Source organism: Rhizobium grahamii, assembly GCF_009498215.1.
Lineage (GTDB): Bacteria > Pseudomonadota > Alphaproteobacteria > Rhizobiales > Rhizobiaceae > Rhizobium > Rhizobium grahamii_A.
Genome location: NZ_CP043499.1, coordinates 1,623,892 through 1,638,846 on the forward strand (window position 1 = coordinate 1,623,892; position 14,955 = coordinate 1,638,846).

A 14,955-nucleotide genomic window follows, 5' to 3' on the forward strand; every position below is an offset into this window, starting at 1 on the left:
CATTACCATTTGTAGGTGGCGGTGGCCATGACGACCCGGCCGGTACCATAGAAGCACTGATACATCGATGCACAGGATGCGACATACTCTTTGTTGAAGAGGTTGGTCGCGTTGACCGCCAGCTGGAAGCCCTTCATCTTCGGGTCGTAGTTGCCGAAGTCATAGCTGACCGCCGCATCGAACAGGGTGTAGGCGGGAACCTTCATGGCAGCGGTATTCGCAGCGTCGCCGTTTGTCGACCCCATGTAGCGAACGCCCGCGCCGAAGTTCAGGCCTTCCAGTGCGCCTTGGCCGATGGTGTAGTCCGCCCAAAGGCTTGCCATATGTGCCGGAGCACCAACCGGGGTCTTGCCCAGCGTCGATGCGACGTTGCTCTTGGTGACTTCAACATCGGCGTAAGTGTAGGCGGCACTGAGGTTCAGCCCGTCCATGATCGCAAACTTCGCGCCCAGTTCGACCCCGCGCGAGCGCACCTCACCCGTCTGCGTCTGGCAGGTCGTGGAACTGCAGCCGGTAATCGTCGTGTTGGTACTCGTATGCACCGTGTCCGTCGTCAGGACGTTCTGTTGTGTGAGGTCATAAAGTGCGACGGTGAAGAGGCCGTCGAAATTGGTTGGCTGGTACTTTACCCCGACTTCATATTGCTGCCCGGTCGTCGGCTTGAAAGGCGTGCCGCCGTAGCCGGTGCCCATCGTCGGATCGAACGAAGTGGCATAGCTCGCGTAAGGCGCGATTCCATTGTCGAACTCGTATAGGAGGCCAGCTTTCCAGGTAAACGCGCTGTCGGTCGTATCGACCTCTTTCACCGCACCGCTTGAGAGCGTCGTGGTCGCGCTGTTGATGGACGACCAGTCGTTGCGGCCGGCGAGCACGAACGCCCAGTTGTCGACTTTTACCTGATCCTGGATGTAGATGCCGGTCTGGCGACGGGTCTGGTCCTGCTGACCCGTGAAAGCCACGTTCGGCGCGGCCTCGTAAACAGGATTGAGGTAATTGATGTAAGTCGTGGCGCCGTTTCCATAGGTCGAGCGGGCGTCGACGAGCTGATAATCGAGGCCAAAGAGAACCTTGTGCTCGAGCGCTCCGGTGTCGAAATCGGCCTCAAGCTGATTGTCGATCGCAAGCGCATTGAACTGTTCGACGTAGTGCGTCGATTGCCGCCCGATGCAAAGATAGGCGACGCCGCCGCAACTGGCGGCCGCGGCCCAGGCATTCGCGTTCGGAACGACGGAATAGGCCTTGAACTCGCTTTCGCTGTGCATCATTCGCAAGTTCTGCCTGGCCGTCCAGACGTCGTTGAAATGATGCTCCAGTTCGTAGCCGATGGTCGCCTGGGTCCGCTCGAACGAATTGTAGTTGGGGTTGCCGCTGAAGAAGTCGTACGGAATCTGGCCGTTCGGATTGGTCTGCAGGGTTCCGAGAGCCGGCATCCAGTTTGTCAGGGCCGCATTCGGGTCACGGGTATAGCTCGCCTTGATCGTCAAGGTCGTGTCTGCGTCCGGCGACCATGTCACCGATGGCGCGATGGCGATCCGCTTGCTGTCGGAATAATCGAAGCCGAGATCATAAAGGCGCCCGACACCGGTTAGCCGATACAGCAGGTCGCCGCTTTCATCGACCGGCCCGGTAAAGTCGAAGCCAGCCTCAGCACGACCATCGTTGCCGAAGCGCGTGAACACCTCGTTGGCACTTGCCGATTGAGGCTCCTTGCTGACGAGATTGACGATGCCGCCGGGATTTCCCGAGCCGTAGAGCACGGATGCCGGCCCGCGCGTGATTTCGATGCCATCGAGCAGATAGGGGTCGATCGACGGCACATCGTAGTTGATGCCCGTCGGCAGTCGCAATCCATCCCAATAATGAACGTAGTTGGCGTTGCCGCCGAAGCCACCGAAGCCGCGAATAAAGACGCTGTCGAAACGATCGCCGGGACGTGAACCCGTGGTCACGCCGGGTTCGTATCGAAGCGCCGACGATACACTGGTCGCGCCCTGCTTCTTGAACTGCTCGCTTGTAACGACCGATATCGACTGCGGAGTCTCGATGATGGCGGTGTCCGTCTTCGTGCCGGCGCGCGAACGCTTGGCGACAGGGTCCTTACCTTTCTCTGCCGCGATCGTGATCTTCTGCAGGTCCGTTGCAGATTGATCCTCCGCCATGGCTGTCGTCACCGCAAAGAGGCTCGCCGATCCGGCCAGCAGCCCTGCAACGATCTGTCGGTAAGTCATCTATCCCTCGCGAATACATCTCTAGCGGTTCGCATCCATCACGATTAAAAAGATGATGGAAGTTGTCATGTTTTGGCGTTATAGCCGTTTGCGACGGCATGGCCATGATGAAGTTGTTTGAGAAAACGACAGTTTTGTTTGAGTTCGAAAGGTTGGGAACCGCCCGGTTCCGAAAATGGATAAAGTTGCCCGATGAGCTCTCTTCTAAAAGCGCATGAATTCTTTGGGCAGATGCAGGCGGGAAACCGTTCCTTCCGGCTGCTGAACTCCAATATCGAGTCCGACAAGGCTCTTCTGAAGGGCAGCTTCAGCAAGACCGCGATCCGGTCCGGCCTCAGCGTGCATTATTCCGACGTCACGAACCTTTGCGATCTGCACACCGAAACGGAGGCGCCGGCTCACCTCGGCATCAAGCTGTTTTTCCGGGGCGGTGTTTCGGCGAGCATCGGAAACCAGGACATTCCGATGCCCCGCAGGCACGATCGCGATCGCTGGACGCCCTCGGCCACGCTCTTTCATCAGAAAGGCCCAGAGGTTTTTCGGCGTCGGGCGGCGATCGGTGACCGGGTGCGCAAACTGACGATCAAGATATTTCCGGAATGGCTGGAGTCCGGAGACATGTTCTCTGATGCAAGCGCCAACGGGATCAGGCGCTTTACGGCTCAAACGCTGGCGGCGCGCTCGTGGACACCGAGTGCTGCCCTGCTGGCGCTGGCCGAACAGGTGATCCGCCCTCCGGCGATAGAATCTTGCCTCAGCCGCCTTTATATCGAGAGCCGGGTGCTCGGCATCATCGGAGAGGCTTTCGGAATGCTCTCCGAGCATCATCAGCCGTCCGATGGGCGAGGCGACCTCACGGTCGCCGAAAGACGCCGCCTCATACTGGCCGAAGAGCTGATTGCCAGCACGACCGATCCGCTTTCGCTTGAGGAAATCGCGGCAACCGCTGGGGTCGGCGTCAACACGCTGCAGCGTCTTTTCCATGCCGCCCATGACACGACCGTCTTTCATTACGTCCGCGCCAGAAGACTTGAGCAGGCTCGGCTCGCGCTCGAGAACGAGGAACTGTCGATCGCACAGGCGGCATACATGGCCGGCTATACCAGCGCCGCGAACTTCTCCACCGCCTTCAAGCGTCGCTTTGGTTTTACGCCCAAGGACGCGCGGCGCCCCAAATAGACGCCACAAACGCTCGGATTCCAAGGAAGCACATTGCCGCGCTTCTAAGTTGACATATGCAGTAAGGTTTTGCAGAAGCATTGACGCATTGAAAGTGCTTTTGCCGAATTCGGAGATGCTCGTATGGCAACCACGTTCCTGTCCATGTCTCAGGTGCACTACGAAGCCGAGAAGAAACAAATCCTCTCCGGTATCGATCTTTCGCTCGAGAAAGGTCGCGTCTACGGTCTGGTCGGCCAGAACGGCAGCGGCAAGAGCACCCTTCTGAAAATCATGGCACGGCAGATCTCTCCCACCTCTGGCGATGTCCACCTGCTGGGCGAGACCGCAGCGAACTGGAAGGCCCGGGCCTTCGCTCGCGAAGTCGCCTACATGCCGCAATTCACGCCGGCAACCGATGGCATGACGGTGCGCGAACTCGTCGCTCTTGGTCGCTTCCCTTGGCATGGAACGCTTGGCCGCTTTACGAAGAGCGACCAGCAGCTTGTCGATGATGCCATCGAGAGAACCGATCTCGAGCGCTTTCGGGATAGTCTGGTTGCGAACATGTCGGGCGGCGAACGCCAACGTGCCTGGATCGCAATGATGCTTGCGCAGAACGCCAGCTGCCTGCTTCTCGACGAACCCACTTCAGCGCTCGACCTGCTGCATCAGGATGGTGTCCTCGCTCTTTTGCGCGAACTCAGCCACGAACGTGGCCTGACCATCGTCGTGGTTCTCCACGACATCAACCTCGCGGCACGCTACTGCGACGAGATCGTTGCGCTGAACAACGGCCGGATTTCCGCGCAGGGACGCCCTGGCGAGATCGTTCAGTCCGACGTGCTGAAATCGGTCTTTGGTGTCGAGATGGGCGTGTTCCCGCACCCCGTCAGCCACGCTCCGATCAGCTATATCCTCTAAGGCACACTAAAACTAAAGTCGGCAGCGCGCTCGCATCTGCGATTGCAGGAGCGTGTCGGCGCAGGCTTGCTCGGTTATCGCGACGTCCGCTGTTTCACGCTGATATACCTCCCAGCCCGATCCATCCCGGCACCATACTCGCCTTGAAATCGCTTCTATTCTGCAGGAGCGACGAGCGTTGTCGACGACGCACGGCCTTTGTGTTGACGCGCTGAGTTCTCGACGAATGACAGGTGTCGGACCGTGATCGCGAGACGCGGTCGCTACGGCCTCACTTCATGTTATTGACTTTTGTCAGCATCAGTGAATTATGTCAGAACAGATTCTTGAAAGGCCCCCATGCCGATACGCGCCACCGACCAGATCATCCACAAGGCCGCCTGGCTCTATTATAATCACGGCCTTCGCCAGGACGAAGTTGCACAGAAACTGGAGATCTCCCGCGCTTCGATCGCGGCATATCTGCGCCGCGCACGTGAAATGGGCATCGTCACGATCACCACCTCTTCCGAGCTGTTTTCAGACGACGTTCTAGCCCGCGAGCTTGAGGATGCAACGGGTCTGACGACAGCCTGGATTGTCCCCGAGGACCGGCAGGCTATGGATCCTGCTGCGGAAATGCCCGTCGTGGCAGCCTCTGTTTTCCTCGAACTGATCGAGAAAGGCGACCGGATCGGCGTGGCGTGGGGCCGTACGGTCTATCATATCGCCGACGTGATGCCGTTCGCGGATCTGCGAGGGGTGACCGTCGTGCAGCTTTGCGGAAACCTAGGCGCGCCTTACTCCTACCGTCCGGATCAGTGCACGACAGAAATTGCCCGCCGCCTGAATGCCGAAGGCATCAATTTCTACGCACCGCTCGTGCTTTCAACCGAGCGTCTGGCCGAGGAACTGCGCGGCGAGCCTGTCATCAAGGAGCAGCTTGCGACGATCTCCGATTGCCAGCTGGCTCTCTATTCGGTCGGCGGCATCGAGGATGACAGTCACCTCGTCAAATGTGGCGCGCTATCCGCTGAAGATATGCATGCGCTTGGAAAGAACGGGGCCGCCGGCGTCATCGCAGGACAGCTGATCGATCGTGATGGACAATGGATGGATTGTGCCCATAACCGGCGCTGCATATCCGCCGATCTGAGTTCGATTCGCGCCATCAAGAAGCGCATGCTTGTCGTGCAGGAAGACAACAAGTTCGAGCCGCTGATGGCTGCCCTCAGGGGCGGCTTCGCGTCGCATCTCATCGTCACCACCTCGATGGCGCGCAGGGTCATGGAGCGCTGGAACCGGGAAGGACTTGGCAAAGGCGCTCCAGGCGCCGCCTAGGTTTCATCAGGCAGCCCTTAGTGCAGCCGATTTATCGGGAGGAACATATAATGGAAAGTCTGTGGCGCGACGACACGGCGGAGAAGGTCGTCGCCGATTACGCAGCGAAGGGGATCGGTCGTGACCTTGCGCTGCGAACCTATACGACCCGGCTTCTGGGAGGTGAACCTCGTCTCGTCCTCCATGGCGGCGGAAACACGTCCGTCAAGACTGAAGCCACCGATATGGTCGGCGATACGCACATGGTGTTGTGCGTAAAGGGAAGCGGATGGGACATGGGCACGATCGAGCCCCCTGGCCTGCCTGCCGTGAAGATGGGTCCACTTCTGAAAAGCCGCAAGTTTGAGAAATTATCGGATGAGGACATGGTCACGCTGTTGCGTGCCAATCTCATGGATCCGGCTGCTCCAAATCCGTCGGTTGAGGCGCTGCTGCACGCCTTCCTGCCGCACAAGTTCGTCGATCATACCCATTCTACGGCGATCCTTGCGATCGCCGACCAGGCGGAAAGCCGGGCCATGTCGCTTGCGCTGTTCGGCAGGAAGATGGGCTTCGTGCCTTACATCATGCCCGGCTTTGCCTTGGCCAAGGCCGCCGCAGAGGTCTTCGAGCAGGACCCGACGGTCGAAGGGCTGATCCTCGACAAGCACGGAATATTCACATTCGGCGAAACGGCGAAGGAAGCCTATGACCGAATGATCCACTACGTCACGCTTGCCGAGGACCACGTGAAGCGAAACGGGCGCAATCCCTTTACGCCCGCCCGCCTCCCGGCCGCGATTGCGGACGCGAACGATATTGCGCCAATGCTGCGTGGCGCGGTCGCCGTGAACAAGGGTAACGGCCGCTTCGACCGCATGGTGAGCGTCTTCCGGAGTTCCCCTGCTATCCTCGATTTCGTCAACGCGGCGGAGGTCGAGGATATGGCTGCGCGCGGCGTCTCGACCCCCGACCTCTCGATCCGCATCAAGACGGGCCCGGTCGTACTGCCGGCGCCGGCGCGAGAAGCGCTGGCCGGCTATCGCGCCGTCATCGATGAGTGCGTTGCATCCTTTGTCGCCGACTACACCGAGTATTTCCGCAGCAATGACGCCCGAGACGAAGTGAAGCGCGTCATGCTCGATCCGAAGCCGCGGCTGACCCTGGTGCCCGGCGTCGGCATGTTTGGCCATGGACGCACCTACAAGGATGCCGCGATCGCCTCCGATGTCGGCGAAATGTGGATCGAGGCGGCACGCGATGCTGAATCGGTGGGACGTTTCGAACCGGTAAGCCGTTCGGATCTCTTCGATCTCGAATATTGGTCGCTGGAGCAGGCAAAACTCAGCGGCGCCAAGCCGAAGCCGTTTACGGGCCAGGTTGTTCTTGTGACGGGTGGTGCCGGCGCCATCGGCGCTGCGATCGTGAGAGCCTTTGCCGCCGAGGGTGCCCATGCTTTCATTGTCGACCTGGATGGCGAAAAGGCAGCCGCGATCGCGAAGGCCGTTGGCAACAGCGCAATCGGCGTAGGATGCGACATAACGGATCCCGCATCTGTCCGTGCCGCTTTTGATGCGGCCGTGTCGAGGTTCGGCGGGGTCGATATCGTCGTGTCCAACGCCGGCGCTGCTTGGGAAAGCCCGATCGCAACGATGGACGACGCACTTCTGCGAAAGAGCTTCGAGCTCAACTTCTTCGCTCACCAGAGCGTGGCACAGAATGCCGTGCGCATCATGAAGGCCCAGGCAACCGGCGGCGTCCTGCTGTTCAACGCGTCGAAGCAGGCGGTCAATCCGGGCGCGAAATTCGGCGCCTATGGTTTGCCGAAGGCGGCAACACTCTTCTTGTCCCGTCAGTACGCGCTCGAGCACGGCGCGGACAACATCCGCGTCAACGCCGTGAACGCCGACCGGATCCGCTCCGGTCTGCTGAACGACGAGATGATTGCGAACCGATCGGCCGCACGCGGTGTGTCAACGGACGAGTATATGGCTGGAAACCTTCTCGGCCTCGAGGTGACGGCGGATGACGTGGCGAGAGCCTTCGTCCATCACGCGCTGGCGGAACGCACGACAGCAGACGTTACGACAGTCGACGGCGGAAACATCGCAGCGGCAATGCGTTAGGCAAGGCATGGCCTCTGTGGGGAGGAGGCCAGCTTCCACCTGCAGCAGCTGGAACAAAGAATAAAAAAGGGACGACCGACCGGTCGTCCCTTTCTCTTTTGTCAATGCGATCTGCTTAGGGCTTCGGCATCCAAGCGGGCATGGCAACGTCGGCGTGCGCGAATTGCGGCAGCTTCACGCCGAGTTCTTCCATGTTCTTGATATCCTGATCATTCAGATCTTTTTGAGTGATCAGCGTTGGCGGCACGATGACCTGGTGGCCCGGGTCTTCGCCGGCAAGAAGCATTGCCAGCGAACGCACCGAAACCTGGCCAACGACGGCCGGATTCGTTGCAGCCGTCGCAGCCCAGGCAGAGCCAGATTCACGCATCGCCGCGATGTCAGGCGTGGAAATGTCGGCGGAGTAGATCTTCACGTTCGACGACAGACCGGCCTCATCAACGGCAATCTTCACGCCCTTGGCAAATTCGTCGTAGGGCGCAAACATCACGGTGATATCGGGGTTGGCAGTGATTACCGAGCGGGCCTGGTTCGCGACGGAGTTGGCAATCGGATTGTCCATCGTGCCGAACTGGGCGGCTTCATTGATGCCGTTGTACTTTGCCTTGAACTGCTTCCAGGTCTCGTCACGACGATCGAGCGGCGCAATCCCCGCTACGTACACGTAGCCAGCCTTGAAGCTTTCGCCGTTGTCCTTCACCGCCTGCTCCAGAGCCAGGCGAGCAAGGTCGCGGTCCGACTGCTCGACTTGCGGAATCTTGTCGTTCTCGACATTGACGTCAAAGGCGACAACCTTGATGCCGGCATCGATCGCGCGCTGCGCGGCTTCCTTCATCGATTCCGTCAGGCCGTGCTGGATGATGATGCCCTGGACCTTGAGCGCGATCGCCTGATCGACCATGTCAGCCTGGAGCGCCGCATCCTGTCGGCTGTCGAAAACCTGCAGCTGTACGCCGAGCGCCTTTGCCTGTGCCTCCACACCGGCAAGGTACGACTGGAAGAAGTCGCCGGTCGACAGATAGCGCACAAGCGCGATCTTCACGTCGCCCGGTTTGTCGAATGGCTTTGGCATGTCTGCTGCTGCCAATGGGCCGACAAATGCCGTTGCGCCCATCAGCCCGAGCGTTAACTTGCCCAGGGTTCTGCGTGTTATGTTCATTTCAGTCTCCTCCACTGGTGAACCTTGTCTATCCGCCTGCGGGCTGCGCCCGTCAGGGTTTGCCTCTTTTCGAGAGGGCAAAGGTGAAGATCAGGGCGATCACGAGGACTGCGCCCTTCACGAAATCCTGGGTGTAATAGGGCGCGTTCATCATCGTCAGACCCTGAAGAAGAATGCCGACGAAGAGTGCGCCAACCGCGGTGCCGAATGCATTGGGCTTGGCGGCTCCCATGACCGCAAAGCCAATGAGCGCCGCAGCAACGGCATCGAGCAGAAGATTGTTGCCCGACGCAATATCCCCGCGGCCGAGACGCGCCGCGAGAAGGATCCCGCCGATCGACGCGAAGACACCGGATATGATGTAAGCCGAGATCTTGTAGGCATTGACCGGAGCGCCTGCGAGGCTTGCGGCGCGCTCGTTGGAGCCAACCGCATACATCATGCGACCGAAGCGGGTATATTCGAGGAAGAACCAGATCACGATCGCCAGCACGATCAGCACTACGACCGATACAGGCACGAGATTCGGCAGAATGAGATCGAAGCGGTGGCGCCCAAGCGCAAGGAATGCCGGGCTGAAGGTGCCGCTTACCACGGATCCGTCCGGCAGGGTCATCCCGGTCGCGATCGATCGCCCCTCCGTCGGGATGCGCTGCAGGCCGAGCAGTAGGAACATCATCCCCAGCGTCGCAAGAAGATCCGGCACCCGCATGTAGACGATGATGACACCGTTGATCAGGCCGACAAGCACACCGATCGCCAGACATACGAGCGTTGCGGTCACGGCATCACCACCCATGACCACCATCACATAGGACGAAGCCATCATCGCCGTCGTCGCGACCGAGCCGATCGAGAGATCGAACCCGCCAACGACCAGCGTCGCGGTCACGCCGAGCGCGAGGATGCCTGTTATCGATACGGACTGGAAGATGAAGACGGCGCTCTGCGGTGAGGCAAAACCACCGGTGACGAGCGAGAAGTAGACGACCATACCGGCAAGAAGCACGAGAAACCCGTACTTGATCACGATCTCCCGTAAGCCCGGTGCGGTCGGGACGACGGACGTCATAGGTGTGGCATTGCTCTGTTCACTGCTCATATTGCGTTGACCTGCTGATAGAATTGACCCGCTATCTCCGACAGCAGGCGCTCGACGTCGATGTCGGCGTTGCGATGCTCGCCAACGATAGTGTGCTCCGACATGACAAGAATGCGGTCGGCGACCTCCAGGGCTTCGTCGAGCTCCGTGAGGAAAACGATGGTGGCGCGACCGGCGGCGGTAGCGCGAAGCTTCGCGCCAATGTCACGCCGCGCGGCGATGTCCACACCCTGAAATGGCTCATCGAGGATGAGAAGACGTGATGGCTCCGAAAGCCACCGCCCGACCATGACCTTCTGCTGATTGCCGCCCGACAATGTCTGCATGTCGTTGCGTTCGCTGCGGCACACGATGCTGAGCGACGTGATCTGTCCCCGCGCCTTGGATCGCTCTGCGCGACGGTTCGAAATGCCGAGGCGCGACAGACGGCGTAGGAACGGAAGGCTCATGTTTTCGTAGATATTGAAGTCAGGAACAATTCCACTCTCGGAACGATCCTTGGCCACGAGAAACACGCCGCTTGCTATGGCTTGCGCGGTGTTTCTCGGCGCATATCGCTCGCCATGAAGCATCATCTCGCCGGCGATTGGCGCCCTGGCGCCGAAGAGTGTTTCAGCAAGCGCGGTCTTGCCGACACCCACGAGACCGGTGACCGCAACGACCTCGCCTTCCCCTAGCTCGATGTCGATCGGACGCGAGCGCTCCGTAAGCTTGAGATTACGAACTTTTAGAATAGGGGCACTGGCATCCCGCAACGCGATGGCGCCGGCAGCGATTGTCCGACCCAGCATCGCATTGACCGCACCTTCATAATCGATATCCGGTCCTTCGAAGCGACCGGTAATGCGCCCGTCGCGGAGCGAGACAATGCTGTCAGCCAGTCGGCGGATGTCCGACATGCGGTGCGAGATATAGAGGATCGCCACACCCCGCGCCTTCAGACGGTCGACAAGCTCGAACAGGCGTTCGGCTTCCGCGCTTGAAAGCGAGGACGTCGGCTCGTCGAGAACCAGGACCTTGGGTTCATGCGCCATGGCACGGGCAATCGCCACCATCTGACGGTCGGCAAGGGTAAGGTCGCTGACATCAGCGGCGAGATCGATATCCAGCCCCATGCGGGCAGCAACGGCCGCGGCCTCGCGACGCACACGACGCGGGTTGAAAAATGTACGCGCGCCACGCCCGTTCAGACGGTCCAGCGTCAGGTTGGTCGCAACATCGAGGTCGGCAACCACGCCGTCATTGATATTCTGGTGAACCGTCACAACGCCCGAACGGATGGCCTGCGCAGGCGTTGATGGCTCGAAAGCCTCGCCGGCAAGTTTCATCGAACCGGTGTCAAGCGAGTAGACGCCGCTCAGGATACGCACGAGCGTCGACTTTCCCGCACCATTCGCGCCCATCAGAACCGTAACAGCTCCGGCATTGAGATCGAGATCGACCCCCTGGAGCACCTGCACGGCTCCAAAGGATTTGCGCACGCCCTCGATGCGAAACACAGCTCGTTCGCTCATGATCTCCTCCCAATTTCGTCAGGTTAAGATAGGCAATCATCAAATGTCAAGGCCATTGACATTTGACAGAATGACGCCTTAGCTAGCGTCAGGGACATGGCGATGTGCGGTTGGAGGCCGCGCCATGTGCAGGAGGAGAACTACATGGACAAGCAAGTCTTCGAGGCGCTGAGCGCCGAGACCTTGCCGAGCCGGCTTGGCAGCAATGATGTGCTCAAGGACAAGATCGGTGCGGATCACACCCACTGGAATGTTCGGGAAGTTGGCGACGGCAATCTCAACCTCGTCTTTATCGTCACCGGCGACAAGGGCGCCGCCATTGTGAAGCAGGCGCTGCCTTATGTCAGACTGGTTGGCGAAAGCTGGCCTCTGCCGCTGAAGCGCTCCTTTTTCGAGTATCACGCACTCGTGCGCCAATCGGCGCGTGATCCCGGCATGATCCCGGAAATCTACGTCTTCGACATGGCCCAGGCGATCATCGTGATGGAATACCTGACGCCGCATGTGATCCTGCGCCGGGCACTCATTGAGGGCCGCCAGCTTTCGCGGATCGGCAGGGATCTTGGCCTGTTCGTTGCCCGCACTCTGTTCCGCGGCTCCGATCTCTCCTTGCCAACCCAGGAGAAGAAGGCCGACATGGCCCTCTTCGCCGACAATGTGGAGCTCTGCGACATCACCGAAAACCTGGTGTTCTCGGATCCATACTTCGAAGCTGCGATGAACCGCCACACGTCGCCCCAGCTTGATCCGCTGGTCGCGGAGCTTCGAGCCGATCGGGACCTCAAGGTCGAGGCGCAGAGGTTGAAGCATCTCTTCTCCGCGAAGGCCGAGACCCTTTGCCACGGCGACCTGCACACCGGTTCGGTGATGGTGACGGACATCGAAACCAAGGTGATCGACCCCGAGTTTGCCTTCTACGGGCCGATCAGCTTCGATATCGGCATGCTGCTCGCCAATTTCTGGATGAGCTACTTTTCCCAGAGCGGTCACGAAACGACGTCCGGCGAACGCGATGAGATGCGCGACTATCTGCTGGAGACCGTCGACACGATCTGGCACACCTTCCGCGCCGAATTCGCCACGCTTTGGCGCACAGAGCGCAAGGGCATCCTTTATCAGGCACGCCTGTTTGAGGAACGCGGCGACCCACTTGCCGCCGAACAGGCCCTAAACATCGTTCTCGACGAAATCTATCGGGAGATGCTGGGCTTCGCGGGCATCGAGATTCATCGCCGTATCCTCGGTCTTGCCCACAACGCCGATTTCGAAACGATCGCCGACCCCGACCGTCGTGCTTCCTGTGAGGCAAAGGCGCTGAAGCTCGGGCGTCATCTCGCCGTCAACCGACACCGTATCCACTGCCTGAGCGACATTCGCGAAACAGTGGAACGGCTGCAGAAGGAGACACTCGCGTGAAAGTCGGAGAACGACACTACCACACGATCTGGCTTAACGAAGATGGTCGCTCCGTCGACATCATCGACCAGCGCTGGCTCCCGCATGAATTTCGTGTCGTGACACTGAAGACAGTCGCGGACATCGCAGTCGCAATTCGCGATATGTGGGTGCGCGGTGCACCGCTGATTGGCGTCACGGCGGCGTACGGCATCGCGATCGCCATGGCGAACGATCCATCCGATGCGCATTTGAATGCCGTGTGGGACGAGCTGAACGAAACGCGGCCGACGGCGATCAATCTGCGTTGGGCGTTGAACGCGATGCGCGATCATCTGCTGCCGCTCTCGCCCGAGGCCCGCGCAGAGGCTGCGTACAGACGGGCAGCGGAAATCGCGGACGAGGACGTCCAGCTCAACCGCGCGATCGGAGCCAACGGTCTCGAAATCATCCGTGGCATCGCTGCGAAGAAGAAGCCCGGCGAGCCGGTTCGTATTCTCACCCATTGCAATGCCGGCTGGCTGGCAACGGTCGACTACGGCACGGCGACGGCACCGATCTACATGGCGGTCGAAGAGGGTATTCCGGTTCACGTTTATGTCGACGAAACGCGTCCACGCAATCAGGGGGCCTACCTCACTGCTTGGGAGATGAACGGCCACGGCGTGTCGCATACGCTGATTGTCGACAATGCCGGCGGCCACCTGATGCAGCATGGCGACGTCGACATGGTGATCGTCGGCACCGATCGCACGACTGCCAATGGCGACGTCTGCAACAAGATCGGGACATATCTCAAGGCGCTGGCTGCGCGTGACAATGGCGTTCCCTTCTACGTCGCCCTTCCGTCACCAACGATCGACTGGACGGTTCACGACGGCATCGCGGAGATCCCGATCGAGGAGCGGGCAAGCGAGGAAGTAAGCTTCGTGCAGGGGCGCGCACCGGATGGGTCGATTTCGACAGTGCGCATCTCTCCCGAAGGCAGCCCCGCAGCCAATCCGGCCTTCGATGTAACGCCGGCAAGGCTGATCACCGGCCTCATTACCGAACGCGGCGTTGCGACACCGTCGCCCGAAGGCCTCAAGGCACTCTTCCCCGAACGGAGCTGACAATGGCCCTGACCAACCAGAAGACCACCGAGGAATTCGCGCTCGGCATCCGCCGGCGCGTCTTCTTCCATACGATGAAGAACAACGGCGGTTATCTCAGCCAGGCCTGTTCGGCGGCGGAGAGCCTGGCGATCCTCTACAACGAGCTTCTCCAGCTTGGCGAGCCGACACTGCCGAAGGTTCCGCTGCCGTTCGGCGGCGTTCCCTCGGCCCATAACACGGATGCCTTTACGGGCGCGGGCTACAATGGACCTGTCGGGCCAAGCTTCGACCGTTTCTTCATCTCGCCCGCCCACTACGCTCTCGTCGTCTACTCGGCCCTGATTGAAGCCGGACGTATGGACGAGCACGCGCTTGACCATTTCAACAAGGATGGCAGCTCCGTCGAGATGATCGGTGCCGAGCACAGCCCCGGCATGGAAGTGACGACCGGCTCTCTGGCGCAGGGCCTGTCGATGGCCTCGGGCGTTGCCTGGGCCCGTCAACGAAAAGGCGAACCCGGCAAGGTCTGGGTGTACATGTCGGACGGGGAATTCCAGGAAGGACAAACCTGGGAATGCCTGGCCGCCATGGCTCATCATCGCATCGACAACATCAGGGTCATCGTCGACGTAAACAGCCAGCAATGCGACGGCGCGATGTCGTCCGTGCTCGACCTTGGCGACCTCGCCTCGCGCGTAGCCGCGTTCGGCGTCACCTGTCGCTCGGTCGACGGGCACAGTCTGGATGCGCTGCGCACGGCCGCCGAAAGTGCGGAGCCCGGAAAACCCCTGGTGATCCTCGCCCAGACCTCGCCGTTCCAGGGCATGACCTATCTGAAAAAGCGCTTTCCGCGCCTTCATTACGTGCGCTTCAAGAGCGCCGAAGAGCGGTTGGAAATGCAGGCGGCGCTCGCCGACGAACTTGGAATTGATACGCGCGCGATGGAAGGTGCCTGA

The 14,955-nt window shown here is 60.1% G+C and carries 11 protein-coding genes; 7 read left to right on the forward strand and 4 right to left on the reverse strand.

The window, feature by feature from the left end; translation table 11 throughout:
• Positions 1-2: 2 nt before the first annotated feature.
• Positions 3-2,228 carry a TonB-dependent siderophore receptor gene (locus tag FZ934_RS26190; protein WP_153273698.1) on the reverse strand — a complete coding sequence of 742 codons (2,226 nt, stop codon included), beginning with the start codon at positions 2,226-2,228 and terminating at the stop codon, positions 3-5.
• 192 nt (positions 2,229-2,420) lie between these two features.
• Between FZ934_RS26190 and FZ934_RS26195 the strand changes: the two genes are divergently transcribed.
• From FZ934_RS26195 to FZ934_RS26210, 4 genes are all read left to right on the forward strand, one after another.
• The gene (locus tag FZ934_RS26195) at positions 2,421-3,407 is read left to right on the forward strand and encodes a helix-turn-helix transcriptional regulator (protein ID WP_153273699.1); all 987 of its coding nucleotides are present in this window, start codon (positions 2,421-2,423) and stop codon (positions 3,405-3,407) included.
• Positions 3,408-3,530: 123 nt separating this feature from the next.
• Positions 3,531-4,310 carry an ABC transporter ATP-binding protein gene (locus tag FZ934_RS26200; protein ID WP_153273700.1) on the forward strand — a complete coding sequence of 260 codons (780 nt, stop codon included), beginning with the start codon at positions 3,531-3,533 and terminating at the stop codon, positions 4,308-4,310.
• A gap of 339 nt (positions 4,311-4,649) precedes the next feature.
• The gene (locus FZ934_RS26205; RefSeq protein ID WP_153273701.1) at positions 4,650-5,630 is read left to right on the forward strand and encodes a sugar-binding transcriptional regulator; all 981 of its coding nucleotides are present in this window, start codon (positions 4,650-4,652) and stop codon (positions 5,628-5,630) included.
• A 50-nt stretch (positions 5,631-5,680) separates the two neighbouring features.
• Entirely contained in the window at positions 5,681-7,735 is a 2,055-nt protein-coding gene (locus FZ934_RS26210) for a bifunctional aldolase/short-chain dehydrogenase (RefSeq protein ID WP_153273702.1), read from the forward strand.
• A 115-nt stretch (positions 7,736-7,850) separates the two neighbouring features.
• On the opposite strand, the gene FZ934_RS26215 is transcribed toward FZ934_RS26210, so the two are convergent.
• The 3 genes from FZ934_RS26215 to FZ934_RS26225 are packed head-to-tail and all read right to left on the reverse strand — an operon-like array spanning position 7,851 to position 11,510.
• A complete protein-coding gene (locus FZ934_RS26215; protein ID WP_153273703.1) occupies positions 7,851-8,894 on the reverse strand; it encodes a substrate-binding domain-containing protein in 1,044 nt (347 codons plus the stop codon).
• 52 nt (positions 8,895-8,946) lie between these two features.
• Complete coding sequence (locus tag FZ934_RS26220; RefSeq protein ID WP_246737956.1) at positions 8,947-9,996, reverse strand: ABC transporter permease; 1,050 nt, start codon at positions 9,994-9,996, stop codon at positions 8,947-8,949.
• Entirely contained in the window at positions 9,993-11,510 is a 1,518-nt protein-coding gene (locus FZ934_RS26225; RefSeq protein ID WP_153273704.1) for a sugar ABC transporter ATP-binding protein, read from the reverse strand. Before FZ934_RS26225 ends, FZ934_RS26220 begins: the two co-directional genes overlap by 4 nt.
• Before the next feature lie 144 nt (positions 11,511-11,654).
• Between FZ934_RS26225 and mtnK the strand changes: the two genes are divergently transcribed.
• Genes mtnK through FZ934_RS26240 form a run of 3 tightly spaced genes read left to right on the forward strand, consistent with a single transcriptional unit; the run spans position 11,655 to position 14,955 of the window.
• On the forward strand, positions 11,655-12,926 hold the full coding sequence (gene mtnK / locus FZ934_RS26230) for an S-methyl-5-thioribose kinase (RefSeq protein ID WP_153273705.1): 1,272 nt from the start codon (positions 11,655-11,657) through the stop codon (positions 12,924-12,926).
• Complete coding sequence (gene mtnA / locus FZ934_RS26235; protein WP_153273706.1) at positions 12,923-14,017, forward strand: S-methyl-5-thioribose-1-phosphate isomerase; 1,095 nt, start codon at positions 12,923-12,925, stop codon at positions 14,015-14,017. The genes mtnK and mtnA overlap by 4 nt, the downstream gene beginning before the upstream one ends.
• Positions 14,018-14,019: 2 nt before the next feature.
• Complete coding sequence (locus FZ934_RS26240) at positions 14,020-14,955, forward strand: transketolase (RefSeq protein WP_153273707.1); 936 nt, start codon at positions 14,020-14,022, stop codon at positions 14,953-14,955.

Bases quoted from the DNA above. Each gene is read 5' to 3' on its own strand.
- FZ934_RS26195 (WP_153273699.1), top strand. From the start codon at position 2,421: ATGAGCTCTCTTCTAAAAGCGCATGAATTCTTTGGGCAGATGCAGGCG.
- FZ934_RS26215 (WP_153273703.1), bottom strand. From the start codon at position 8,894: ATGAACATAACACGCAGAACCCTGGGCAAGTTAACGCTCGGGCTGATG.
- FZ934_RS26240 (WP_153273707.1), top strand. From the start codon at position 14,020: ATGGCCCTGACCAACCAGAAGACCACCGAGGAATTCGCGCTCGGCATC.
- FZ934_RS26190 (WP_153273698.1), bottom strand. From the start codon at position 2,228: ATGACTTACCGACAGATCGTTGCAGGGCTGCTGGCCGGATCGGCGAGC.
- FZ934_RS26220 (WP_246737956.1), bottom strand. From the start codon at position 9,996: ATGAGCAGTGAACAGAGCAATGCCACACCTATGACGTCCGTCGTCCCG.
- FZ934_RS26205 (WP_153273701.1), top strand. From the start codon at position 4,650: ATGCCGATACGCGCCACCGACCAGATCATCCACAAGGCCGCCTGGCTC.
- mtnK (WP_153273705.1), top strand. From the start codon at position 11,655: ATGGACAAGCAAGTCTTCGAGGCGCTGAGCGCCGAGACCTTGCCGAGC.
- FZ934_RS26225 (WP_153273704.1), bottom strand. From the start codon at position 11,510: ATGAGCGAACGAGCTGTGTTTCGCATCGAGGGCGTGCGCAAATCCTTT.
- FZ934_RS26210 (WP_153273702.1), top strand. From the start codon at position 5,681: ATGGAAAGTCTGTGGCGCGACGACACGGCGGAGAAGGTCGTCGCCGAT.
- FZ934_RS26200 (WP_153273700.1), top strand. From the start codon at position 3,531: ATGGCAACCACGTTCCTGTCCATGTCTCAGGTGCACTACGAAGCCGAG.